24 protein-coding genes are annotated in these 23965 nt (G+C 50.2%); 10 read left to right on the top strand and 14 right to left on the bottom strand.

Translation table 11 applies throughout. The features are described from left to right. Positions 1 to 70 precede the first annotated feature (70 nt). Both citR and dsbG read right to left on the bottom strand, forming a co-directional pair. Entirely contained in the window at positions 71 to 973 is a 903-nt protein-coding gene (gene citR / locus E4Z61_RS10565; protein WP_135322719.1) for a DNA-binding transcriptional repressor CitR, read from the bottom strand. Positions 974 to 1177: 204 nt separating this feature from the next. Continuing rightward, entirely contained in the window at positions 1178 to 1924 is a 747-nt protein-coding gene (dsbG, locus tag E4Z61_RS10560; protein WP_135322718.1) for a thiol:disulfide interchange protein DsbG, read from the bottom strand. A 370-nt stretch (positions 1925 to 2294) separates the two neighbouring features. On the opposite strand from dsbG, the gene ahpC reads away from it, so the two are divergent. From ahpC to E4Z61_RS10530, 6 genes are all read left to right on the top strand, one after another. Next, a complete protein-coding gene (ahpC, locus tag E4Z61_RS10555; protein ID WP_004859485.1) occupies positions 2295 to 2858 on the top strand; it encodes an alkyl hydroperoxide reductase subunit C in 564 nt (187 codons plus the stop codon). Between the two features lie 154 nt (positions 2859 to 3012). After that, positions 3013 to 4578, top strand: a complete 1566-nt coding sequence (gene ahpF / locus E4Z61_RS10550; RefSeq protein WP_135322717.1) for an alkyl hydroperoxide reductase subunit F — start codon at positions 3013 to 3015, stop codon at positions 4576 to 4578. A gap of 224 nt (positions 4579 to 4802) precedes the next feature. After that, entirely contained in the window at positions 4803 to 5357 is a 555-nt protein-coding gene (locus tag E4Z61_RS10545) for a TorD/DmsD family molecular chaperone (RefSeq protein ID WP_135322716.1), read from the top strand. Continuing rightward, on the top strand, positions 5354 to 7630 hold the full coding sequence (locus E4Z61_RS10540; protein ID WP_135322715.1) for a molybdopterin-dependent oxidoreductase: 2277 nt from the start codon (positions 5354 to 5356) through the stop codon (positions 7628 to 7630). The genes E4Z61_RS10545 and E4Z61_RS10540 overlap by 4 nt, the downstream gene beginning before the upstream one ends. Continuing rightward, positions 7627 to 8184 carry a 4Fe-4S dicluster domain-containing protein gene (locus tag E4Z61_RS10535; RefSeq protein ID WP_135322714.1) on the top strand — a complete coding sequence of 186 codons (558 nt, stop codon included), beginning with the start codon at positions 7627 to 7629 and terminating at the stop codon, positions 8182 to 8184. The genes E4Z61_RS10540 and E4Z61_RS10535 overlap by 4 nt, the downstream gene beginning before the upstream one ends. Further along, complete coding sequence (locus E4Z61_RS10530) at positions 8184 to 8951, top strand: dimethyl sulfoxide reductase anchor subunit family protein (protein WP_135322713.1); 768 nt, start codon at positions 8184 to 8186, stop codon at positions 8949 to 8951. Before E4Z61_RS10535 ends, E4Z61_RS10530 begins: the two co-directional genes overlap by 1 nt. A 69-nt stretch (positions 8952 to 9020) precedes the next feature. Here the strand turns inward: E4Z61_RS10530 and uspG are convergent, their stop codons facing one another. The 10 genes from uspG to citC form a co-directional block, all read right to left on the bottom strand. Continuing rightward, positions 9021 to 9449, bottom strand: a complete 429-nt coding sequence (gene uspG, locus E4Z61_RS10525) for a universal stress protein UspG (protein ID WP_096757918.1) — start codon at positions 9447 to 9449, stop codon at positions 9021 to 9023. A gap of 197 nt (positions 9450 to 9646) precedes the next feature. Next, complete coding sequence (gene rnk, locus E4Z61_RS10520; RefSeq protein ID WP_135322712.1) at positions 9647 to 10057, bottom strand: nucleoside diphosphate kinase regulator; 411 nt, start codon at positions 10055 to 10057, stop codon at positions 9647 to 9649. Between the two features lie 146 nt (positions 10058 to 10203). Next, the gene (gene rna, locus E4Z61_RS10515; protein ID WP_135322711.1) at positions 10204 to 11010 is read right to left on the bottom strand and encodes a ribonuclease I; all 807 of its coding nucleotides are present in this window, start codon (positions 11008 to 11010) and stop codon (positions 10204 to 10206) included. Positions 11011 to 11120: 110 nt separating this feature from the next. Then, positions 11121 to 12584 (bottom strand): citrate/succinate antiporter CitT, encoded by a 1464-nt coding sequence (citT, locus tag E4Z61_RS10510; protein ID WP_135322710.1) that lies wholly within the window; start codon positions 12582 to 12584, stop codon positions 11121 to 11123. A gap of 23 nt (positions 12585 to 12607) precedes the next feature. Next, a complete protein-coding gene (gene citG / locus E4Z61_RS10505) occupies positions 12608 to 13513 on the bottom strand; it encodes a triphosphoribosyl-dephospho-CoA synthase CitG (protein ID WP_135322709.1) in 906 nt (301 codons plus the stop codon). Then, positions 13485 to 14036, bottom strand: a complete 552-nt coding sequence (gene citX / locus E4Z61_RS10500; protein ID WP_135322708.1) for a citrate lyase holo-[acyl-carrier protein] synthase — start codon at positions 14034 to 14036, stop codon at positions 13485 to 13487. The genes citG and citX overlap by 29 nt, the downstream gene beginning before the upstream one ends. Positions 14037 to 14039: 3 nt before the next feature. Then, a complete protein-coding gene (citF, locus tag E4Z61_RS10495; protein WP_135322707.1) occupies positions 14040 to 15572 on the bottom strand; it encodes a citrate lyase subunit alpha in 1533 nt (510 codons plus the stop codon). 9 nt (positions 15573 to 15581) lie between these two features. After that, positions 15582 to 16490: an aldolase/citrate lyase family protein gene (locus E4Z61_RS10490; protein ID WP_135324917.1), complete on the bottom strand. Its 909-nt coding sequence runs from the start codon at positions 16488 to 16490 to the stop codon at positions 15582 to 15584. Then, positions 16487 to 16783, bottom strand: coding sequence for a citrate lyase acyl carrier protein (gene citD, locus E4Z61_RS10485; RefSeq protein WP_096757911.1), 297 nt, complete (start codon positions 16781 to 16783; stop codon positions 16487 to 16489). The genes E4Z61_RS10490 and citD overlap by 4 nt, the downstream gene beginning before the upstream one ends. Then, entirely contained in the window at positions 16780 to 17856 is a 1077-nt protein-coding gene (citC, locus tag E4Z61_RS10480; RefSeq protein ID WP_135322706.1) for a [citrate (pro-3S)-lyase] ligase, read from the bottom strand. Before citC ends, citD begins: the two co-directional genes overlap by 4 nt. A 389-nt stretch (positions 17857 to 18245) precedes the next feature. Between citC and dpiB the strand changes: the two genes are divergently transcribed. Then, on the top strand, positions 18246 to 19907 hold the full coding sequence (gene dpiB, locus E4Z61_RS10470; protein ID WP_135322704.1) for a sensor histidine kinase DpiB: 1662 nt from the start codon (positions 18246 to 18248) through the stop codon (positions 19905 to 19907). Then, on the top strand, positions 19876 to 20556 hold the full coding sequence (gene dpiA / locus E4Z61_RS10465; protein WP_135322703.1) for a two-component response regulator DpiA: 681 nt from the start codon (positions 19876 to 19878) through the stop codon (positions 20554 to 20556). Before dpiB ends, dpiA begins: the two co-directional genes overlap by 32 nt. A gap of 144 nt (positions 20557 to 20700) precedes the next feature. Here dpiA and dcuC read toward each other — a convergent pair whose 3' ends face one another. Next, entirely contained in the window at positions 20701 to 22083 is a 1383-nt protein-coding gene (gene dcuC / locus E4Z61_RS10460; protein ID WP_135322702.1) for an anaerobic C4-dicarboxylate transporter DcuC, read from the bottom strand. Between the two features lie 460 nt (positions 22084 to 22543). On the opposite strand from dcuC, the gene pagP reads away from it, so the two are divergent. After that, positions 22544 to 23107, top strand: a complete 564-nt coding sequence (gene pagP, locus E4Z61_RS10455; protein ID WP_135322701.1) for a lipid IV(A) palmitoyltransferase PagP — start codon at positions 22544 to 22546, stop codon at positions 23105 to 23107. Between the two features lie 187 nt (positions 23108 to 23294). Then, the gene (gene cspE, locus E4Z61_RS10450) at positions 23295 to 23504 is read left to right on the top strand and encodes a transcription antiterminator/RNA stability regulator CspE (protein ID WP_000034826.1); all 210 of its coding nucleotides are present in this window, start codon (positions 23295 to 23297) and stop codon (positions 23502 to 23504) included. Between the two features lie 52 nt (positions 23505 to 23556). Here cspE and crcB read toward each other — a convergent pair whose 3' ends face one another. Beyond that, positions 23557 to 23940: a fluoride efflux transporter CrcB gene (gene crcB / locus E4Z61_RS10445; protein WP_135322700.1), complete on the bottom strand. Its 384-nt coding sequence runs from the start codon at positions 23938 to 23940 to the stop codon at positions 23557 to 23559. Between the last annotated feature and the right edge of the window lie 25 nt (positions 23941 to 23965).

Genomic DNA, 23965 nt, shown 5'->3' with positions numbered 1-23965 from the left:
TTCATTTAAATTATTATTTTTTGCTTTATATACTAAAAATTAATTAGTGATATGTCATGTCATGAATTTATTAATCACTACGTGTGATTTTTTCGATGAATTCAGCGAATCCATTATTGCTGAGAGAAGCCCGGTTATACATTAAGAAAAGCTGTATTGATGGTAAATTAACATCAATATTTATTTTTTTAAGCTTAAGGAGGGGAGAGTAAAAGTGATAAACATCTACTGGGATCAGACCAATAATATCCGTATTGGCAATAATATTGGCAATAGATACCAGCGAGTCGCTATAGAACCCAATGCGACGATTGGTCAGGAAAGAATTCGCTTTTGACTGGAATGCTTTAATTCCAGGATCTTCAGAGAGATAATATGTGAACTGCTCTTCCAGTATTTGTTCAAGAGAGCTGGATTCATTGATTCTGGGATGCGTGCTACTGCAAACCAATACGCTGTCACAGGATTTGAAAGGTGTGCATATAACTGACCGGTTATTAATTGGCGACAGTGTAATAATCAAATCAGCTTTACGATATGCCAGTAAATCTTCGGCAGTTTGTGCCGACATTAATATGTCATGGTGCTCTATTTCGATATTGGAATCATCTCTGAGATAATGAATAAGGGCCAACACACCTGTTGCAATTATAATTTGCGGGCTGTAAATGATAAATTTCTTCTTCAGGTTAGAGCTGTGCATTATGCTGATTGTTTGCTCCAGACTATTGAGATTGTTTTCGAGATGGTGATGAAGATTTATCCCTGTCACGGTAGGGGTAATTCCTTTGCCGGAACGAATAAACAGGGGATCATTAAACTGAGTGCGTAATCTCTGTAGCGACTGGCTGACCGCGGATGGCGTAATGAACAGCGTTTCGGCTGCCTTGCTAATGCTCAAATGTTGATAAATACATTCAAAAATGACCAGCAGGTTGAGATCAAATTTTTTGAGATCATAGAGGTTTGCCATACATACCTTCGTGTAATGGTTAGGTTTTGAAAAATTAGATTTAGCAATATTTTAAATGTTAATCATTCTAAAAATTTATGTTTACGTGCTTAATTAATAATTAACTAAAACTAAAGTAGCACATCCAGCGTTATTTTTACGATAAAATTAAATGATGATGAGTGATTGTAATGAGAACGATAACAATCACTCATTTTATTACCTTTATTTATTGCCCATGATAATGTTTAGTTTATCCTTCTCCGGCAATCCCACTTCCTGTTGCAGCGTATTGTCCTCGCTCATGTAATAAATAGCAGGCGTCACGTTGGCCCCTAAATCGTCCATCAATTTTTGGTTTATATTCAATTGTTTTAGTTGCTCAACAGGGGGAGTCGTTGGCATTTGCAGTGCTAATTTTCCAGCGGATGCCTCGTAGTCATGCCAGGTTTTGGCCGGGTCTTTTGCGGCGAGAATTGCCGCGGCAGTTGCTGGACTTTCAGGTTTGATCACGCCAACCAATAGCGTACGTAACTGTACTTTGCCTGAATCAACCCAGGGGCGCGCCTGTTGCCAAAATTGTTTGCAATACGGGCAGAAGGGATCGGCAAACACGTAGACAATTACGGGAGCGTCTTTTTTACCGTCCAGAATCCACGGTGCTTTTTCCATGCGTTGCCACATCTCGCGCCCTGCAGGCGCATAGATTTCTTTTTCTATCAGCGCATTACTGAGGTTTTCGCCTTTCTCATTGTACATATAGCCGGAAATGGCATGCTTTCCGTCAGGCGTGACATAGATAGTCACTCCCATATCCTGGTATTTTCCCAGGTAGCCTTTCATTCCACCCGGTGCGTCAAACGGCTTCAGGATAGTAATGCCCTGTTTCTCAATCGCTTTAACGGCGTCCGGGAGGTCTTCGGCGTGTACGGCCGCAGGTAACAGGGCTAACAGTAATGTACGCTTTAACATTGATTTTCCTTATAAAATCAAAAGGAAAGGGGGCTGAATTGCAAAACCTATCACAGACATAGGTAAGACCGACAGTCCGTCGATTGCCCTTTCTTGAGTTGGGTGATGTAATCCCAATCGCTGTTACAACCTTTGTTAAGGTAATGTAGAGCGCAACACTTAGCCAGTCTGCTGGCACTGAAGTTATCCGCGGGTAACTCAGGTAATGGGCTCCCTGCAAAGGGGGCCTTTTTACTTTTGGCTACGGTTTAACACCATTTGTTGAGTCGGTTGTTAGTTAACGCTTATTGATTTGATAAAGGAAACGGATTAGCCCTGATAAACGATTTTCGTTAACTTATCCCTCAACGAAAACACGGAGGAAGTACAGATGTCTTTGATTAATACCAAAATTAAACCTTTCAAAAACCAGGCGTTCAAAAACGGTGAGTTCATCGAAGTCACCGAGAAAGATACTGAAGGTCGCTGGAGCGTGTTCTTCTTCTACCCGGCTGACTTTACTTTCGTATGCCCGACCGAACTGGGCGATGTGGCTGACCACTACGAAGAACTGCAGAAACTGGGCGTAGACGTTTATTCCGTGTCTACCGATACCCACTTTACGCACAAAGCATGGCACAGCAGCTCTGACACCATCGCGAAAATCAAATATGCGATGATCGGCGACCCGACTGGCGCCCTGACCCGTAACTTCGACAACATGCGTGAAGATGAAGGTCTGGCTGACCGCGCAACCTTCGTTGTTGACCCGCAGGGTATCATCCAGGCAATCGAAGTTACCGCTGAAGGTATCGGCCGTGATGCATCTGACCTGCTGCGTAAAATTAAAGCTGCACAGTACGTTGCTTCTCACCCAGGCGAAGTTTGCCCGGCGAAATGGAAAGAAGGCGAAGCCACATTAGCTCCATCTCTGGACCTGGTTGGTAAGATTTAAGTCGCATAATTTGTAGGCCGGATAAACGCACTGCATCCGGCATTCCACAGGCGCAAATTTGCGCCTGTTTCATTCCAGCACCATGACGCAAGTTGCATTAATGCAGTCCAGCTAAGTCGGCTTGCATGATGATGTTTTCAGAGAGGGAAGAACAATGCTCGACACAAATATGAAAACCCAGCTCAGGGCTTACCTTGAGAAACTGACCAAACCTGTTGAGCTGATTGCTACGCTGGATAACAGCGCTAAATCGGCAGAAATCAAGGAACTGCTGACTGAAATTGCTGAACTGTCAGAAAAAGTGACCTTTAAAGAAGACAACACCCTGGCAGTACGTAAGCCATCGTTCCTGATTACTAACCCCGGTTCTCACCAGGGGCCGCGTTTTGCAGGCTCCCCGCTGGGCCACGAGTTTACCTCTTTGGTGCTGGCGCTGCTGTGGACCGGCGGTCATCCGTCAAAAGAGGCGCAGGCGTTACTGGAGCAGATCCGCGATCTCGACGGTGATTTTGAGTTTGAAACCTATTATTCGTTGTCCTGCCACAATTGTCCGGATGTTGTTCAGGCGCTGAACTTGATGTCCGTACTGAATCCGCGTATCAAGCACACGGCGATCGACGGCGGCACCTTCCAGAATGAGATTACCGATCGCAACGTGATGGGCGTTCCGGCCGTCTTTATGAACGGCAAAGAGTTTGGTCAGGGGCGTATGACGCTGACTGAGATCGTGGCGAAAGTGGATACTGGCGCAGAAAAACGTGCGGCGGAAGAACTGAATAAGCGCGATGCCTATGATGTATTGATCGTCGGCTCCGGCCCTGCGGGGGCGGCAGCAGCGGTGTACTCTGCACGTAAAGGTATTCGCACCGGCCTGATGGGCGAACGCTTTGGCGGTCAGGTACTGGATACCGTTGATATCGAAAACTACATTTCTGTGCCGAAAACCGAAGGTCAGAAACTGGCTGGTGCGCTGAAAGCACACGTTGATGATTATGATGTTGATGTGATTGATAGCCAGAGCGCCAGCAAACTGATTCCGGCAGCGCAGGAAGGCGGCTTACATCAGATTGAAACGGCTTCCGGCGCGGTGCTGAAAGCACGCAGCATTATCATTGCTACCGGTGCAAAATGGCGCAACATGAACGTTCCGGGTGAAGATCAGTATCGGACCAAAGGTGTAACCTATTGTCCGCATTGTGACGGTCCGCTGTTCAAAGGCAAGCGCGTTGCGGTGATTGGTGGCGGTAACTCGGGCGTTGAAGCGGCTATCGATCTAGCTGGTATTGTTGAACACGTGACGCTGCTGGAGTTTGCTCCAGAAATGAAGGCGGATCAGGTTCTGCAAAATAAACTGCGCAGCCTGAAAAACGTCGATATCATTCTGAATGCGCAGACCACCGAAGTGAAAGGCGACGGCAGCAAAGTCACCGGTCTGGAATACCGTGACCGCGTCAGTGGCGACGTCCATAATGTGGAGCTGGCAGGTATTTTTGTGCAGATAGGCCTGCTACCGAACACGAACTGGCTGGAAGGCGCCGTTGAGCGTAACCGCATGGGTGAAATCATCATCGATGCCAGATGCGAAACCAGCGTGAAGGGCGTATTTGCGGCGGGCGATTGCACCACCGTACCGTACAAGCAGATTATCATTGCCACCGGCGAAGGTGCAAAAGCGTCGCTGAGTTCCTTTGATTATTTGATTCGCACGACTACAGCATAAAAAGAAGTAAGACTCACCTGCAATACTCAAACCGCCAGTTACTCACTGGCGGTTTTTTATTTCCGCGCTCTCAGATTGTCAATTCTTGAAACAATATACCGCATAAAATATTACTTTAATTAGCCTGATCATTAGTTTTATCAAAGAAAGATTTGGCGTTTTCCCTATGATATTAACCTGTATTACGTTTTCATTTGTTGTATGAATAAATGGTTGGTTAATTCATGGGTGAAATATATGAAACCCTGACGAGCTTTGAATCGACAGGGTTATTGTTGCGTGACTTTTTTATCTCTTATGATGGCACCACGTTGAAAGAGGCTTATTCAGCCCTGGATAAAAATGCCTCAACGCTAACAGAGCGCGAGTGGCTGGAAGCGGAGTACGACTTCAATGCGCTATTTGTCGGGCCGCAGACGCTAAAGGCCGCGCCGTTCGCGTCGGTTTATCTCGAAGAAGATGCCCTTGTGATGGGTAAATCCACCCTGAGCATTCGGGAGTTTATGGCAAATATAGGCTTATCTATAAATAACGCGAATAATATTCCTGATGATCATATCTCTTATGTATTGGAATTGACGGTTTTATTATCGGCTAACGCCAGGGCGTCTTCTGAATATCAGGTCGCACTTAATCGTTATGCAATGGAGTATGTTGCGAATTGGGTTCCTGGGTATATCGAAAAAATAAATATAAATGCACAAACCGTCGCGTTGAAAACCGTAGCGGAAAAATTGTCTTTTTGGCTTGATGAATTAAACACGAGAGTATCACTATGAGCAATGATCCGGGACTTCTGAACAGGCGTTCTTTTTTAAAGGGATTGGTTGTACTGGGCACGGTAGCGACTTTACCTGGCGGGTTGTTGTCATCCCGCTGTGCGTATGCACAGCCGCCGGTTCCGTTTAACCCCAAGACGTATAAAATTTCCCGCAATGCCTGTCCGCGTAACTGCTACGACACCTGTAGCCTGAAAACTTGGGTGAAGGATGATGTTATCACCTTTGTAGAAGGTGCACCGGAGTCTACCTTCACGCACGGAACGCCTTGTGTTAAAGGGTTGACGTATCCACGTCGGGTATACAGCCCCGATCGCATTAAGTATCCGATGGTTCAGGATGGCCGTGGCAGCGGTAAATGGCGTCGGGTTTCCTGGGATGAGGCGATGCAGCGCATTGCCAGCAAAATGCTGGAAATCAAAAAGAAAGACGGCTCAATGTTGGGGCTGGCGCTGTCAAAATACTCCGGCAATCTTGGGGTGATGGGGTATGCCGTTGAAGGGATGATGTCTTCTCTCGGCTACACCACCCGTTTTGCCGGTACGCCATGTTGGCCTGCGGGTATTGACGCTCAGAATTATGACATGGGTGATATGTGGTGTAACGACCCGGAGGATTTTGTTAAAGCCAAATACATTATTATTTGGGGGGCAAACCCGGCATGGTGCTCGATGCACACCATGAAGTACATCTATCAGGCTCGCGAGAAAGGAGCGAAGGTCGTGGTGATTGACCCACTGCTGACGCAAACCGCAGCCAAAGCCGATCTGTACCTACGCGTTCGTCCAGGTTCTGATGGTGCGCTGGCGCTCGGTATGGCGCGTCACCTGGTAGACAAAGGCCTGGTTGATCAGGACTTCGTCAACAACTTTTCCCACGGCTATGACGAATTTGAAGACTACCTGCGCAATCACGTTACCGTCGAGTGGGCGTCTGAAATTTGTGGCCTGCCGGCCAATGTGATCCGTGAGTTGGCAGAAGAGTTCACCGCGGTAAATCCAGCCACGGTGTGGATTGGCTACGGGATGCAGCGCCATGTCAACGGCGGGGCTAACGTCCGAGCGATCGACGCATTTGTCGCGATGACCGGCAATATCGGCATTGAAGGTGGTGGCGCTCGCTATGGCCATCTGCAGACTTGGGGCTACAACTACCATGGCATGATGCAGAAACCGCCAGTGGGCTCTGTCGGAATGAAGGGGGCTGGTGGCCCGGTAGGTGAGTTTGTCAGCGATAGCAGTGAAAAGAGCGAATACTCCGACCGTGCGCTGAACATTAACCAGACGGCGCAAGGGATCCTCGATGCCAGCGAGCCGCCAATCCGTATGTTGTGGGTCGCGTCTAAAAACCCGTTTGCTCAGGATTTCGACCGCAACAAAATGGTGAAGGCGTTCGAAAAACTGGAGATGGTGGTTTGTGTCGACCAGTTCTTCAACGAAACCGTCCAGCATGCGGATATCGTGCTACCTGTCACCACCACCTTTGAGCAATGGGATGTTTCTTCATCTTATTGGCATTATTGGTTGTCTGTTAATGAACCAGCCATTAAACCGCTGTATGAGTGTAAGAGCGATCCGGAAATAGCGGCGTTGCTGTCAAAAACCATCAATAAAATGGAACCGGGTTCGTGTACCTTTCCACAGGAGTTTGATGCCAAACGCTGGTTGGATCAGGAATTCAACGAGGCGATGGGTAAACAGTTTGGCATTGCGGGCTGGGACGATCTGCTTGAAGGACCGCGCAAAGCGAAAATGGTCAGCACAGCGGCCTGGTACGATCGCAAATTTAAAACACCATCGGGCAAGTACGAATTCAAATCAGAACGCTGTGCGGAAAATGGTCACACTGCATTGCCGGAATATAAGGCCGGTGCCAAAGGCGCGCTACCGTTCCATTTGTTTACGCCTCATCTCCAGTACGGATTGCACTCACAGTTTGTGAATCTGGACTGGATGCAGGTTTTCTGGCCAGAACCGTTTGTTTATATCCATCCGTTTGCCGCGCAGAAAAAGGGGATTGCTGAGGGGGATCGCGTCAAAGTCTTCAACGAAGCGGGTCATGTTGAATTGCGCGCCAAAATCACCACCAACGTGCCGGAAGATTTCCTTGTGATGTATGAGTCTTGGTTCAATAAACTTAGTTACAACGTACAGAACGTAGTTAAGGATACGCCAGCCGATATGGGCAAAATGGCGACCGGCGCACCCGGCGCGGCCATTCATAGTCAATTTGTTGATATTACCCTGTTAGGAAGTGAAGGAGCTGCGGCATGAGACGCGCGTTTTTAGTCAATAGCGATAAGTGCATCGGCTGCCGTGGCTGCGCGATGGCGTGTAAGAGTTTTAACCAACTGGAGCCTGAACGTTACTGGCGCTATGTCTACCCGCTGGATAAAGAAATTTATCCACATGAGGAGCGGGCGTTCTACTCGCTGGCCTGTAACCACTGCGAAAATCCGGCTTGCCTGGCGGCTTGTCCGGTAGAGGCCTACACCAAACGCGAGGATGGTGTGGTGGTGCATAACCCGGAGCGCTGCATCGGATGTAAAAACTGTATCCGCAACTGCCCTTACGGTGCCCCGCGCTTCAATGAAGAGACAAAAAAAGCGGAAAAGTGCAGCATGTGTTATGAACGTCTTGATGTCGGTATGAGCCCGGCGTGTGTGAACGCCTGTCCGGTCGGGGCACTTACACTCATTGATTTGGATGCTGACCCCATCCCGAACAATGCCGTGCAGTATCCGCCGGGATTCCCGCACATGCCGCAGCTTAATCCTGGGACACGTTTTATCCTGGCACGCCAACCGAAGCAGCCGGAGGACAAGTAATGGAAAAGTATGAACTTCCTCTGGTGATTTTTACGGTTTTAAGCCAGATGTCGGTAGGGATGACGTTAATTCTGACGCTGCGTACGTTGCGCGGGCAACTGGAAAGTAAACGTCTTTACTGGCTGGTTAGCGGACTGGTCCTGGCGGCGGCGTCCGTGGCGGCGGTGTTACACCTCGCACACCCGGATCGCGCCTACAATGCCCTGATTAACCTGCAGCATGCGTGGTTGAGCCGCGAAATTCTTGGCGCAACCTTGTACGGAGCGGCAGTTGGTGTGGCGTTCCTGGCGAAAGGGCACAAAGTTCCGGCTATTCTGGCATCTCTTCTCGGGATCGCGCTGGTGGCGGTACAAGGCATGACCTATGCTGCACCGGCAATGATCGCTATCGCCAACGGTCTGACGATGCTGCTGTTCTTTGTTACGGTATGGGTCATGGGCTGTGCGGCGATGCCGTTGCTTAACCTCACGCCTGCAATCACTGCACTACGTCAGGGGATTGTGGTTTGCCTGGCTGTGTTGATCGCCGCGCCGATTATCTGGTTAAGCGGTGGCACTATTATGCAGATGACGGCACATGCCTGGCTTTCGTCACCGCTTTATCTGGCGAGCCTGGTGTGTCTGGCGCTGGCATTCGTGCTGAGCCGTCACGGTGAGCGTAGAGCTAAGGTGCTCTTTATCCTGCTGTTTGTTGGCATCTTTCTGAGTCGTCTGACGTTCTTTGGCGATACAGTCAGCACCATCGTAAATATCGGTCACTTGTATTGATCGTGAGGTAATAAAAACCCCTGTCAGGACTTCACCTGGCAGGGGTTTTCTATAGCAAATCAGTTGCTGTTAACGTACAACCAGCACCGGCAGGGTAGCGTGGCGGACAACGCTGGAGGCGTTAGAACCGAGCAGATGAGTGCTGATTGACGGGTTACGTGACCCAATGACCACCACATCCGCATTGAGCTCTTCGCCCAACTCGTTGACCACATCACGCACGCTACCAAAGCGAACGTGCTGTTTAATGCGCGAAGGGTCAATACTGAAGTGACCGACCATCGTTTGCAGGCGAGTTTCCGCTTCGTGCTGCAGATGTTCCTCAAAACGACGAACGTCAGCGGCAAAACGATGCAGGCTTAAACTGGCGGAGCCAGGAAGCACATGCAGGAGATGGATAATCCCGTTTTCCTGTGCCAGAAATTCCGCATGGCGAACAGCCTTATCGCTCAGTTCCATTTCGAATACATCAACAGGCATTATGATTGTGTTGTACATAAACATTCTCCTTGTCATTACATGAACACATAACAGCATAGTATTAAAAATGATTCTGTCAGTCACGACACAGATTTATGTTTTGCGAACAGGAGAGGGAAAGCGGCGACAAGGTAAATGAGAGACGGGATTTCACCGGAAAGAGGATGCGTAAGCATCCCCTGTAAGATAAAGCGAGTGGCTTTGATATGACAGAGTTAGCGCAGGTAGTCGCCCGCAGCTTCAGGCTGGTATTCAAGTGCAATGACTTCGAGATGCGTTGACATACCGCCTGGCAGCTCCCAGTGGATCGTGTCGCCAACGCGCAGACCCAGCAGGGCAGCACCAACCGGAGCCATCACTGAAAGTTGAGTACTGCTGTCGGTCATATTGGCCGGATACACCAGGGTACGCACACGGACTTCACCATCGCTCAGATTGCGGAATTTCACGCGGCTGTTCATGGTGACGACATCGTGCGGCATGGTTTCCGGAGAACACATTTGAGCGCGATCCAGTTCGGCGTTTAAGGCGTCAGCAATCGGTAAACCAGCAAACGCAGGTTGCTCCAACAGGCGGTCAATGCGCTCAGCATCGAGGTCGTTAATGATGATAGTTGGTCTGGACATTTATTACTCCATGTCGTCGATACTGCGGGTGCGCAGGTAAATAATCCCAAAAGAAAACCCTCACCGTCTGGCGGCAAGGGTTTAGCTTTTACGATGATACTGAGACTTACCCCAGGTTTGAAGTGATTTAGTTCACATTCAGGCGATCAATACCCGACTTTATCGAGGATAAACTGCTTACTGCAGTTGCCGGGATGCGCCTGTGACAGGAATGACGTGGCTGAAAGCGGGGAATTAATGGTCTCCGCTTTCAGGGTAAACTGAATTTCCGTCAGGTAAGCCGGGTTACCATGGCAGCTTAGTTTCACTGCCTTCACGCTCTCTTTACCCCAGGTTTTCGCGACAGCGGCGTCAAATTCGTTGCGGCTGACGGCTTTTCCGTAATTGTCGGCAATAAATTTGCCTAATTCGGTGTTTTTTATCTCGCTATTCATTCGCACCATGGTGCCAAAGTACGCATCAGGGTCGAAACCAAAACAGGCCCCGTGTTTGGCATATTCGTAACGTTCGAGGCAGGATGTTCCGCCAGCACCGGGCATCACGGCGTTCAGTTTTGCCGCACTCTCCAGCGACAGACCCGTTTCTGGTGCTGCACATTTACGGCTGGCGCGGGCTTCCGGCAGGTTTGGGATTGGGCGTGTTGCGCAGCCAAATCGCATCCACCGACGATTATCCACACCGCGGGCGGCGATTGATTTTGGCAGACCCGGCCACAGACCGTGGACGGTCAGGAAATCCGCTTTATTTTCGGCTTCTTTTTGCAGGCGGCATTCGTCGGGTTCCTGGCGATTACGTTCGTGTTGGCTCTGACAAAAACCGGTTTGCCAGGAGAGTGCCAGCACATAACGGTCAAAATCACCGTACTGTTTTGCCTGAAGTTGTTCGGCCTGGGCCGCAGAGACCGGCAGCAGAAGTGCCGCCAGCAAAGAGCAATAACGCCATGTCGATGTCATGATGAATTCGGATACTTATATAAATTCTGAATGTCATCTATTAAATCATAAAAAATGCCAGTCAGGTTTAGCCGACTGGCATCATTTTCGTTACGCGTTAGGGAGAACGATTAGCTCCACATCGCCAGAATCGGCCAGCCGACCAGCAGAAGCATGGAGATGTAGATAACGCCGAAGATCGCACCCAGACGCCAGTAGTCTTTGGACTTCACATAACCACAGCCGTAGATGATAACACCAGGACCGGTGGCATACGGCGTCAGACAGCCCATGATACCGATGGACAGTACCAGCAGAATACACAGATGCTCCATTGGTACGCCGGGAATACCTTTACCAACCGCCAGAATCACCGGCAGCATGGTCGCAGTATGCGCAGACAGGCTGGCAAACAGGTAGTGAGCAAAATAGAACACCAGTACCAGCACGATTACGGTAGCGTTAGGCGAGAAACCTTCCAGATGCGAGCTCATGGCGTTGGCGAACCAGTCGATAAAACCAGAACGGGTTAAGCCGTTGGCCATCACCACCAGGGTAGCGAGGTTGACCAGCGTGTTCCATGCGCTGTTATAGCGGGTGATGTCTTTCCACGGTACTACGTGCAGCGCCAGCATCAGAGAAACCGCCAGCAGACCCACTGCGGTGGCATCAATCACCTTGCCGCCGAATACCCACAGACCCAGGCTCAGTAACACCAGACCAATAAGGGTTAACTCTTTACGTGTCAGTTTACCCATGGTTTTCAGTTCATCACCGGCCCATGCGGCAACTTCTGCACTGTGAGTGACTTCTGGTTTGTACAGAACGTAAGACAGCCACGGCGCAACGATCAGTAAAATAATACCGACCGGCAGGAAGCTGAGGAACCACTGCAGCCAGCTGATTTGAATACCGGCAATTTTGTTGACGAATTCCAGACCCAGCACGTTTGGCGCCGCGCCAGTGACGAACATTGAGGAGCTCAGGCTGGTACTGATCACCATCATCCACATCAGATAACCACCGATACGACGTGCTGAAGGATCGTTCGGGAATGATTTAAATAGCGGTGGCAGGTTCTTGATAACCGGGAATACGGTACCACCAGTACGCGCGGTGTTAGACGGTGTAAACGGTGCTAACAGGATGTCGATGATCACAATCGCATAGCCCAGCGTCAGGGTACGTTTCCCCATGAACTTCACCAGGAACAGCGCGATACGACGACCCAGACCGGTGACTTCATAACCCAGTGCAAAAATAAACGCGCCGAACACCAGCCACACGGTGGTGCTGGAGAAGCCCGCCAGACCCCATTTCAGCGCCTGTTTGCCGGCGTGAAAGGTTGGATCAGCCAGTTCTTTTGCATCAAACAGCAGGTAGTTGCTGCCGATAACGCAAATTGTCACGGCGATAAAGCTGATCGCTGTTGCCGGGATTGGCTCGAGGATCATACCGACAATCATGGCCACAAACACGGCAAAGTAGTGCCAGGCCTGCGGGGGCATTCCATCAGGGACGGGGATAAGAAACATGACGCCCATTACGACCAGCGGGGCCAGTAACTTCCATATACTATCTTTTGATAAAGACATGAATGATTCTCCGGAAAGGATCTTTAATTGTGATAATGATGAACTTGTGAAATCTGAGCTAAGAACCAGGTGACAATCAGCAGATCGGCGCTGCCTCCGGGGCTGAGGTTGCGTTCAATACACTGTTGGTCGAACTGGTGCAGGTAATCGAGATCGGCGGGGGTACGAATTCCCCCTTGCTGCAATAATGTGACGGATTGCTGCTGTAACCAGCGCAAGCCCTCAGCGCCACCGCGGGAAGCCACGTTGGTATCGCCGTTGATTGCCATAAGCAGCAGTAAGGTGTCGAGCAATGCCAGTTCAGGATCGCGACCCTGAGCCAGCAACGCGCGGTAGTGCGGTAAAGCGTGGTGGATCACTAACGGATAGCCTGCTTCTGCTTCACCGCGAGCACCGGTTAATCCCTGTTGTTGATACAAACGCTGGCCAGCCGTGAGTTGTTGATTGTTCTGGCGCAGTTCGCGCCCGGTCAGGCCACGGCAAAAGGTTGCCGCCGTAGAGCAAATGGTTTCAGGTGTAACGGTTTGGCGCAGTTGGTGCAGGCGGCCAATGGCGGCACACAGCAGTCCCAGCGAAAAAATACTGCCTTTATGGGTGTTCACCCCGGCGGTGGCGCGAAACATCTCGGCCTCGCAGGCCATACCCACCGGACGCAGTCCTTTGAGCACATCTTCAGGCGCGAGTTGTGCGCTGAAGGCACCGTATTCGACGAAACGTGGCAGCCAGGCGTGAATAGCCTCTGCGCTGCGATGAAAATCTTCCAGCGCCATATCTTTATGTGCGCCGTTATTAATACGATCCACCAGACCCGGTTTAGGCGATAAGTTGACTTCAGTCAGCATGGCGCGCCACGCGAGCCGCGCGTAGGCGTCGGGCAGATCCAGCGGAAGGGCTGCGGAATCAGTCGATGTTGCGGGAATCGGCATCATGCAGCAGTTCCTCCATACGAATAAGTAGGTCGGAAAGCGCGTGGGTTTTACCCCGCGCGCAGTCGGCAGCGCTTTGCCCGCACAGTAGGCAGCGGCGGGCTGGGAGCGCGAAATGACGGCGGGACAGGATCTCCCCTTCAGGGGTCAGAACATCGAGATCCCATAACCGTCCCAACGGATGTGAATGCTCAAGCCCGATGGTGGCGAGTTTGAGGTCGTGCGCCGGAGCTTCAACAGACAAAAGACCTTCCGGCCCGCTGGCAGAAACCCGCGCAGTTTGCTCCCTGACAATCCAGCCAGATTTTTCCGCCTGCATAAGCAGGGCGGTCATGCCGTGATTAAAAATGCGACGTGTTAATTCGCTGTCTTTAATCGGGCCTGGTGCCACCACGGTAAAAGAGACCAGTGGTGCGTGGTGGCGTGTGAGCCAGGCATGCTGCCGCGCTTGTCTCTCATCCCGGCTGGCGAGCAGTTCGGCAATAGAAACCGCGTGGCAGGTGGCATGTTCAGGGAGCAGGTGCATGGCTTATTCCTTCACCTGATGCACAACATCAATCACCGAACCGTCGCGATAACGCACAACGGCAATCACGCGGTCGGTAAATTCAATGGCGCGTGGCTGGCCGGTGAGCTGTTGTGCTCGCTCGCGCAGCCATTCGATGGATACCACTTTCATACCTGCTTCCTGCAGACGTTCGGCCAGTTCAGGGCGTGCAGGGTTGACGGCGATACCGTGGTCAGTGACCAGGATATCAACGCTGGAGCCTGGGGTTACGCAGGTCAGCACGTTATCAACCAGTGTCGGGATGCGACCACGTACCAATGGAGCGACGATGATCGACAGCGCAGCGCCGACGGCAGTATCGCAGTGGCCACCGGATGCGCCGCGCAACACGCCGTCAGAGCCGGTCAGCACGTTGACGTTGAAGTTCGTATCCACTTCCAGCGCGCTCAGCACCACGACGTCCAGACGGTCAACGGATGCACCTTTTGAACCCCAGTTAGCGTACTGGTTAGCGCTGATCTCAATGTGGTCTGGGTTGCGGGCCAGGGACTCAGCGGCACAACGATCGAAGCTTTGTACGTCCAGCAGTTTGCGGATTAAGCCTTTTTCATGCAGGTCAACGATGGTGGCAGTGATGCCGCCCAGTGCGAAGTCAGCACGGATATCGCGGCTGCGCATTTTGTCTTCCAGGAAGCGAGTCACGGCCAGCGAAGCCCCCCCCGTACCGGTTTGCAATGAGAAGCCTTCATTGAAGTAGCCGGAGTTCGCGATCACATCTGCAGCACTGCGGGCGATCAGCAGTTCTCGCGGGTTGGTGGTCATACGGGTCGCATCTGCGCCGATTTTATCGGCATCGCCGACTTGCTCGATCTGCACGATCAGATCCACCTGATCCTGGGTGATGCTGGCCGGATTATGCGGGTAGGTCAGCAGTTGTTCGGTCAGCAGGACGACCTGTTTCGCGTTTTCAGCATCGACACGGGCGTAACCCAGCGAACCGCAGCAGGCTTTACCGGTATAGCCATTAGCGTTACCAAACTGATCGCAGGACGGCACGCCGAGGAAGGCCACGTCAATGTTTAACTCGCCGCTTTGTACCAGGTGTACGCGACCGCCGTGAGAGTGGACCTGTACAGGTTCAGCCAACAGACCACGAGAGATTTCTTCTGCCAGCGGGCCACGCAGACCAGAAGTATAAATACGGCTGACCACGCCCTGACGAATGTGCTCAACCAGCGGAGCATGGCAGTCGCTCAGGGAGCTGGAGGCCAGTGTCAGATTTTTGAAACCCATTTTGGCGATGGCGTCCATCACCAGGTTAATGGTCAGATCGCCGCCGCGAAAAGCGTGGTGGAAAGAGATAGTCATCCCATCCTGTAGACCTGAACGGCGTATCGCGTCTTCCAGGTTAGCGCACAGCTTTTGGTCGCGTGGTTTTTGCGCCTGCAAATCCACTTTTGCGCTGCTGTGGAAAGCGGAAAGGTCGCTTTCTGCATGACGACTCCAGGTCGCCACGCGATCCTGGCGTTGAGACTGTTCGATTTTCTGCGTCATTTTTTTGCCTTATTCTTCGCGAATGCCGGAAAGTTCTGCACGGGAGATAACCAGAAGGGCGCGCTCGATAACCGGGCTGTCGACCATCTTGCCGTTCAGGGAGACAACGCCACGGCCTTCGCGAGCGGCGGCTTCAGCGGCTTCTACAACCAGGCGGGCGTGCGCCAGCTCTTTGCGCGTCGGCGCGTACAGGTTGTGCAGGAGTTCTATCTGGCGCGGGTTGATGAGCGATTTACCGTCAAAACCCAGTTGCTTGATGTGTGCGGCTTCGTGCAGGAAACCGGCTTCGTTGTTGGCGTCGGAATAGACGGTATCGAACGCCTGAATACCTGCAGAGCGTGCTGCCTGCAAAATAGAGCAGCGGGCGAACAGCAGTTCGGTACCTTCCGGTGAACGTTCGGTGCGCAGGTTGCGCACGTAATCTTCTGCACCCAGCGCAATGCCGATCAGGCGCTCAGAAGCATGGGCGATTTCAACGGCGCGGGTGATACCCAGCGGCGATTCGATAGCGGCAAGCAGACCGGTGCTGCCGGGTTCGCGACCGCAGGCTTTTTCGATTCGCAGGATTTCGCTTTCGATGTCGGTGACATCCTGTGCGGTATCGGTTTTGGGTAATCGCACGATGTCAGCGCCACCGCGAACGACTGCTTCGAGGTCGTTGATACCCCATTCTGAGTCGAGGGCGTTCACGCGGACAATGGTTTCAACATCGTGGTAAAGCGGATGCTGCAGCGCGTGGTAGACCAGACGACGTGCGGTGTCTTTCTCACGCAATGCGACGGAGTCTTCTAAGTCGAACATCAGCGCATCTGCTGGGTAGATAAACGAGTTACTGATCATCGCAGCATTGGCACCCGGCACGAACAGCATGCTGCGGCGCGTACGGGATTTACGTTGTTGCAAAGAGTCGGAAATCACTGGCAATCCTCCCATGGCAGTGCCGGAATGCCGCTGGCGCGGGCCAGTAGTGCTTCCAGTCGCGCACGTAAAATGCAGTCCAGTGCGCCTTTATCATCAACATTTAATTGCACGCCGCGTACGTTGTAGCGGGACAGTACGTCCAGGATGGTGGTGCGAATAGCATCACCAAACTGTTTTTCAACGCTACTGTTAACCTGCAGGTCGATATCCTGCGTATCGAGTGGGGCGATGCGAATCATCACATCACCGGACTCGAGAGTGCCTGCGACGGCTGCCTGCTTTATTTTCATTTTTCACCTGTTGCTAATGCGGGGGTATTCTGGCGGACTACCGCACCCGGCGAGGTTCTCTCAAGCATGTTTTGCAGGTAGTGCAGCGTGGCTTCAGGAACCAGAGGGGCGATAGCCGTGAGATCTTTTTTAACCAGCAGCTTGCGCACCCAGGAGGCGGAAATCGGCATCTCCTGGAAGCACAGCCGCTCAATTTCCACCAGTTCAATCGGTGGGGCGGGGAGCATTGGGGTCTCCAGCCAGTAGCGCATGTCGTTGTTGTACTGGGAGGTGACGGTGCAATACGGTTCGGTTCCGACGAAGCGGTGCGTCACGCCGAGTGCCGGAGCCAGATATTGGCGGAAGATTTTCAGGTCAATTTCGGTGTAGCAGTGGTTAATGACGCTTTGTTCTTTAATGAAGTAGCACGGGAACGTGGCGCGAGAAATGATGTATTCCGATCCGCGATGCACGGTTAAATGCGGAATGTCTTTTGTCCCCTTTAGCACCAGATCCAGTCGGTCTTCATACGGGAAGCGTGAGGTATCTTCTTTCACCAGGAACAGATGCAGCCAGTCGCACTGCGCTGCCGCCTGTTGGATCAGAAAACGATGACCGTTAGTAAAAGGATTGGCGTTCATGACGATACAACCAATTTTCTTCCCTTCACGACGTTGTTTTGTCAGTGATTCGGCGTAACGTTTCAGACGTGTAGTGCTGTTTTCCATCAGCACCATAATGCCCGGTACACTGGTCAGCGTAGAGAAACCACACTGCTTAAACAGCGTTTCGTATTCGGTTTTGGTATAAATGAAAAGATGTGTGCAGTGCCGCTCATAAGCGAGATTGATGAGCTCAGTGGCCAGCGTCAGCGCCAAACCTTCGCCGCGCACGGTTTCGCTGATTGCCACACATTTAATGATATTTCCGGCAATGCCGCCGCAGGCAATCAGGCGGTCATCACGAGTAACGGTGATAAATACTTCAACGGTCGTATCAACGCTCAAATCATTCTCTTTCAGAAATTGAGCGATAGCCGCCATTTTTTTATTTTCTGAGCGTTTAACGTGCGAGAATATATTATTACCGAACATAGTAAAAAGTGTCCTGATGGTATATTTGTTACTTGTTTTTTGGGTTTGTTGCCAGGCTTAGCAACCTGATAACGTTTTGTTTGCAATTGAAGGGAAAGCTTTTTTATTACGGTGTATTTCTTTTTTTCCCTGCTACATACATCGTAAGGGGTATTTTGGCGGTAAATTTTGATTTATTTCACAATAAGTTAGAAGGTTTTAATGTGTTTTATGGTTTTAAGTTTTTTAATTAACTTAACCTCGAAATGGCGCGTGGTTTTAATTTGTTTAATTGATTTAAGGTGGGGAATCTGTAACGATCCTATTTTATACCGTGGCTTGTAAATAAAACATTTTTATTACAAATACAAAGAAAAATAAGTTTCGGTTAACGTCGGTGAGGAAAAGTTATGTCACAACATAAAAATAAAACACGGTTTTCTTTTTTTCGTAAACTGGCGTTTCCATTGCGTATTTTCCTGCTGATCCTGGTGGTTTCAGTTTTTATCATTGCAGCGCTGGCGAAATATTTTACCGCCAGTTTTGAAGACTATCTGACAACACATGTTCGTGATATGGCGATGAACCAGGCGAAAATCATTGCCTCCAACGACAGTATCATCACTGCCGTGAAACATCGCGATTACACGCGCCTGGCGACCATTGCCGACAAGCTTCAGAGCGGGACTGATTTCGATTATGTGGTGATCGGTGATGAAAACTCTATTCGCCTCTACCATCCGAATCCGCAAAAAATTGGCTACCCAATGCAGTTTACCAAGCCCGGCGCGTTGGCAAACGGGGAAAGCTACTTTATTACCGGTAAAGGGTCTATCGGGTTGGCGATGCGCGCGAAAACGCCCATTTTTGATGATGATGGCAAAATTATTGGCGTTGTCTCGATCGGTTATCTGATCAGTAAAATCGACAGCTGGCGATCGGATTTCTTACTGCCGATGGCCGGGGTGTTTCTTCTGCTGTTGTTGTTACTGATGTTGCTTTCCTGGTTTTTTGCCGCGCATATTCGCCGCCAGATGTTGGGAATGGAGCCGAAACAAATTGCCCGCGTCGTGCGTCAGCAGGACGCGCTGTTTAGCTCAGTATACGAAGGTTTGATTGCCGTTGATCTGGATGGGTGTATTACGGCCATCAATCGCAGTGCGCGAAAAATGCTGGGGCTACCGTCGCCAGGGCGGCAGTGGCTGGGGAAACCGATTGATGAGGTCGTTAACCCGTCAGATTTTTTCACGCAGCAGATTGCGGAACAACGTCAGGATGCGATGGTGAATTTTAACGGGCTGAGCGTTATCGCCAATCGTGAGGCTATCCGTTCCGGCGACGAATTGCTGGGAGCGATTATCAGTTTTCGCAGCAAAGATGAGATCGCTACCCTCAATGCCCAGCTTACGCAAATCAAGCAATATGTTGAGAGCCTGCGAACGCTACGTCACGAACATTTGAACTGGATGTCGACCATTAATGGCCTGCTGCAAATGAAAGAGTACGATCGGGTTCTTGAGATGGTCCAGGGTGAATCCCTGGCTCAGCAGCAGCTGATTGATAGTCTGCGCGGTGCGTTTGCCGATCGTCAGGTTGCCGGCTTGCTGTTTGGTAAAGTCCAGCGTGCGCGGGAGTTAGGGCTTCAAATGTTGATTGTCCCCGGTAGCCAACTTCATCAACTGCCCGATGGGCTGGATAGCACAGAGTTTGCAGCAATTGTTGGCAATCTGCTTGATAATGCATTTGAGGCCAGTTTACGTACCCAGCAAGGGAATAAGGTCATTGAGCTCTTTTTGAGCGATGAAGGGGATGAGGTGATTATTGAAGTCGCCGATCAAGGGTGCGGTGTGCCGGAAGCGTTGCGTGAAAAAATATTTGAACAGGGTGTAAGTACCCGTACCGATGAACCAGGCGAACATGGCATCGGTTTGTATCTGATTGCAAGTTATGTGAGGCGCTGTGATGGGGTTATTACGCTCGAAGATAACGATCCCTGCGGCACTTTATTTTCTCTATTTCTTCCGAAAGTGAAAAAAAACGATGACGGAACCATTAACGCTATTGATCGTTGAGGATGAAACGCTGCTGGCGGAAATGCATGCTGAGTATATCCGCCATATACCCGGCTTCAGCCAGATATGGCTGGCGGGTAACCTTGAGCAGGCGCGGATGATGATTGCGCGTTTTAAGCCCGGACTGATTCTTCTGGATAACTATTTGCCGGACGGTAAGGGCATTTCCCTGTTACATGAACTGACCCAGGCACGCTACCCTGGCGGCGTGGTGTTTACTACCGCAGCCAGCGATATGGATACAGTGTCAGAGGCCGTGCGCTGCGGGGCGTTTGACTATCTGGTCAAACCGATTGCCTACGAACGGTTGGGGCAGACGCTGACTCGCTATCAGCAGCGCAGGCGCATGTTGGCGGGTAATGACAGCGCCAGTCAAAAGCAGATTGATGAAATGTTTAACGCTTATGCGCGCGGGGAACCGAAAGGGGATTTGCCAACAGGGATTGATGCGCTAACGCTGAATGCGGTGCTGAAATTATTCGCCGATCCTACTGTGCATCATACTGCAGAAACCATTGCACAGGCGCTGACTATCAGCCGCACAACCTCCAGGCGTTACCTGGAATACTGTGCCAGCCGGCATTTGATTATTGCGGAGATTATTCACGGGAAGGTGGGTAGGCCGCAGCGTATTTATCACGGCGGCTAATACACATCATCCTTTAAGCTGCCTCTTTGTTGGTTGCGCGAAGAAACCCCAGTCACATAGTTATCTATGCTCCTGGGGATTTCACCACTTGCCGCCTTGATGCGGCTTAAATGATTTTGTGTATCAAGGTCATATGGACAGGTATTAACCGCCAGTCAGTGCTGAGGTTGCTGGTACCATCACTTCCGTTGCGATAATCACAACCAGCAGTCCAACCATGACTGGAACCGAAGTACGTTTCACCACTTCAAACGGTGAAATCTTCGCCATACCTGCGACAGCTACAACCACGCCGGAGACCGGGGAGATCGTGCGCCCCAGGTTTGATGCCTGCAGCATCGGGATGGAGAGGTAAGCCGGGTTAATTCCGGAAGAGTGTGCCAGTTTAGGGATCATCTCAACGAAGGCATAGAACGGCGCATTCCCGGAACCGGTGGTCATCGCTGCCAGCATCGTTAGAATAACCAGTACCAGCATCAGAATAATGCTGGCAGAGCCAAACGAAGTGGCGATCGAAATCAGGCTCTGGATAAAGCCGATTGTGCTCAGACCCTGAGCGAACACCCCGGCGGCAACTAACAGCATCACCACGTTAGCAAAGGCATCTGCCATGCCGCGGTAGGCCACTTCCAGACCCGAGAAAACCTTCTGGGTATTGAATCCACGGACAAACTCCAGCACCGCTGCAATAAGCATACACAGCACCAGAATGGTAATGATGTGCAGTTGCGGACCCCATTTACCATCAAAAATGAGAACACCCACAATCGGAGTAAACGGCAGGATGGCGTAAAACGATGGTGCGGTGGTGGTGATTTCGGCCACGTCTAACATTTCGTGAGAAACGTTCTCTTTTTTATCCAGATAGCGCTGCCAGAAAAAGTGGGCAATCGCCATGCCGATAATAGCGGCAATGGAAATCGGCAGTGTAGTTTTAAACGCGAAGTCGATCAGCGGCATTTCTGCGGCTTTTGCGGCGAGAACTACGTCACCAGAAGTGGGGGAAAGAATAATGGCGGCAGGGGAGGCGCAAATGGCCGCCGCAGCACCGCGGCTGATACCTACGTTAACCATGACCGGAAAGAGGGTGGCCATCAGCAGTACGCCAAGCCCCGTCGCCGAAGAAACAGCCAGTGACATCAGGCAGGCGACAAAGTAGGCGGCAATCATTAACACATAAGGTGAGTTGATATATTGCAAAGGCTTAGAGGCCAGCTTGACGACCATATCGTTTGCGCCAATATGCGTCATGTAGGCAGCAAAACCACACAGCATCATGATCATCATGCCGAGATCGCCACCGCGGCTCATCAGCAAAATTTTAATGTATTCAACGATGTCTGTTGCCGTGTAGCCTGTGCTTTCGGCACTGCCAGGCAGAACTTTATGTCCCATAAGGGCGCTGATAATCAGTAAAACCAGGCCACCGACAAACAACACGCCGGTCGCGGAATAACCTTTAATGATGTAGCGTGCTACACCCACAATAACCATAACTCCGATAAGGAGTTCTATAAATGTCAACATTGTTTCCCCTGTCACATTGACGCCCAGAAAGTAAAAAAACTAAAAAAAGCATAAAACGGTGAGAGAATGTGCCTAATAAACGGATAACCCTTGCTGATTGAAATCAATAAAAATACGGATTAAACCAATGGCTGAGATGTTTTCTCAACATAGAGGATGAATAGGGAATGCTGCAATCAAAAAATGTGAAGCATTCTGTGGTTGTATGCTGTTTGATACCACATTGATCTTTTATTGTTAATTAATTGTGTATTTATTTAACCTTTGCATGCAAAAAGAGCAATTTATTGGTATTAAGAAAACAACATCCATTATTGATAATCCTCATGAAATACAGGGGAATAATCTAAGAATTATATACAGGGAATATTCTGATTCTTTATCAGTACATTTTTGTTAAGCTATTATTAAGGTTGTGTTTGCTACAATTAATATTAAATCCCAGGATGGTAATTAAGTTGTGATTGTTGCTAAACGATATAGTCTCATTTTTTCATTTCTTTTTATTCAGTTAGCCTTAATTCCTCATGTCCTTGCGGAAGATAAAGGCTGGTTTGATACCTTTAAAGATAATGTCAGCGAAACCTGGCAACAGCCGGAACATTATGATCTGTATGTGCCAGCCATTACCTGGCATGCGCGTTTTGCCTACGATAAAGATAAAACGGATCGTTACAACGAACGCCCCTGGGGGGCAGGATTTGGCCAGTCCCGTTGGGATGATAAAGGCAACTGGCACGGGATTTATATTATGGCCTTTAAAGACTCCTACAATAAATGGGAGCCGATCGGCGGCTATGGTTGGGAAAAAACCTGGCGACCGCTGGTCGATGAGAACTTTCATGCCGGCCTGGGTTTTACCGCCGGTTTCACTGCGCGCGATAACTGGAACTACATTCCCGTGCCGGTGATACTACCACTGGTATCAATAGGCTATGGTCCGGCAACGTTTCAGATGACCTACATACCCGGTACGTATAACAACGGAAATGTCTATTTTGCCTGGATGCGTTTCCAGTTCTGATGAACGGCGCGCATTGTTAAATGAGCAAGAAAAAACAAATAAAAACAATGTGATATGATATTTGCTGTAAAAATAACGCGACATTTATCACTTTTTGGCAAAGTTCGACTGGACAAAGTCCACCACAATTGTTGTACTGATACCCGACACAGCATTTGTGTCTATTTTTCATGTAAAGGTAATTTTGATGTCTAAGATTAAAGGTAACGTTAAGTGGTTTAATGAGTCCAAAGGATTCGGTTTCATTACTCCGGAAGATGGCAGCAAAGATGTGTTCGTACACTTCTCTGCAATCCAGACCAATGGTTTTAAAACTCTGGCTGAAGGTCAGCGTGTAGAGTTCGAAATCACTAACGGTGCCAAAGGCCCTTCTGCTGCAAACGTAACCGCTCTGTAAGCATACGACAGCAAGAATTCAAAACCCGCTTAATTGCGGGTTTTTTTTGTCTTCAGTGTGCCGGAGAAGCGGAAACCAGCCAGAACGCCAGGGCAGTCATAGCAAAAGACCCCAACAGATTAATCAGTACGTTCACCATTGCCCAGCCAAAGCGTCCATCCTGCAGCAAAAACACAACTTCTGCTGAGAAAGTAGAGAACGTGGTCAATCCGCCGCAAAAACCCGTCGTAATCAATACTTTCCACATGGGATCAATGTTGGTCATGCGATTAAACCATGCCAGCCCCATGCCAATAATAAATGCGCCAATCAAGTTTGCGGCCAGAGTGCCGAAAGGAATAGCCTGATGAAGTGGGTTAAATCTCATGCTCAACAGCCATCTGGCTACGCTACCTGTACCACCACCAATAAAAACCGCTAAAAGGAGTTGTAACACTGCATAATCCTGCTATTTGATTGTA

It is taken from the genome of Citrobacter tructae, assembly GCF_004684345.1.
GTDB lineage: Bacteria > Pseudomonadota > Gammaproteobacteria > Enterobacterales > Enterobacteriaceae > Citrobacter > Citrobacter tructae.
The sequence above is the reverse complement of the archived record's forward strand: the minus strand, read 5'-3'. Positions and strand labels throughout refer to the sequence as shown.

Coding starts and splice junctions, on each gene's coding strand:
- citR (WP_135322719.1), bottom strand. CDS start 973: ATGGCAAACCTCTATGATCTCAAAAAATTTGATCTCAACCTGCTGGTC.
- dsbG (WP_135322718.1), bottom strand. CDS start 1,924: ATGTTAAAGCGTACATTACTGTTAGCCCTGTTACCTGCGGCCGTACAC.
- ahpC (WP_004859485.1), top strand. CDS start 2,295: ATGTCTTTGATTAATACCAAAATTAAACCTTTCAAAAACCAGGCGTTC.
- ahpF (WP_135322717.1), top strand. CDS start 3,013: ATGCTCGACACAAATATGAAAACCCAGCTCAGGGCTTACCTTGAGAAA.
- E4Z61_RS10545 (WP_135322716.1), top strand. CDS start 4,803: ATGGGTGAAATATATGAAACCCTGACGAGCTTTGAATCGACAGGGTTA.
- E4Z61_RS10540 (WP_135322715.1), top strand. CDS start 5,354: ATGAGCAATGATCCGGGACTTCTGAACAGGCGTTCTTTTTTAAAGGGA.
- E4Z61_RS10535 (WP_135322714.1), top strand. CDS start 7,627: ATGAGACGCGCGTTTTTAGTCAATAGCGATAAGTGCATCGGCTGCCGT.
- E4Z61_RS10530 (WP_135322713.1), top strand. CDS start 8,184: ATGGAAAAGTATGAACTTCCTCTGGTGATTTTTACGGTTTTAAGCCAG.
- uspG (WP_096757918.1), bottom strand. CDS start 9,449: ATGTACAACACAATCATAATGCCTGTTGATGTATTCGAAATGGAACTG.
- rnk (WP_135322712.1), bottom strand. CDS start 10,057: ATGTCCAGACCAACTATCATCATTAACGACCTCGATGCTGAGCGCATT.
- rna (WP_135322711.1), bottom strand. CDS start 11,010: ATGACATCGACATGGCGTTATTGCTCTTTGCTGGCGGCACTTCTGCTG.
- citT (WP_135322710.1), bottom strand. CDS start 12,584: ATGTCTTTATCAAAAGATAGTATATGGAAGTTACTGGCCCCGCTGGTC.
- citG (WP_135322709.1), bottom strand. CDS start 13,513: ATGATGCCGATTCCCGCAACATCGACTGATTCCGCAGCCCTTCCGCTG.
- citX (WP_135322708.1), bottom strand. CDS start 14,036: ATGCACCTGCTCCCTGAACATGCCACCTGCCACGCGGTTTCTATTGCC.
- citF (WP_135322707.1), bottom strand. CDS start 15,572: ATGACGCAGAAAATCGAACAGTCTCAACGCCAGGATCGCGTGGCGACC.
- citD (WP_096757911.1), bottom strand. CDS start 16,783: ATGAAAATAAAGCAGGCAGCCGTCGCAGGCACTCTCGAGTCCGGTGAT.
- citC (WP_135322706.1), bottom strand. CDS start 17,856: ATGTTCGGTAATAATATATTCTCGCACGTTAAACGCTCAGAAAATAAA.
- dpiB (WP_135322704.1), top strand. CDS start 18,246: ATGTCACAACATAAAAATAAAACACGGTTTTCTTTTTTTCGTAAACTG.
- dpiA (WP_135322703.1), top strand. CDS start 19,876: ATGACGGAACCATTAACGCTATTGATCGTTGAGGATGAAACGCTGCTG.
- dcuC (WP_135322702.1), bottom strand. CDS start 22,083: ATGTTGACATTTATAGAACTCCTTATCGGAGTTATGGTTATTGTGGGT.
- cspE (WP_000034826.1), top strand. CDS start 23,295: ATGTCTAAGATTAAAGGTAACGTTAAGTGGTTTAATGAGTCCAAAGGA.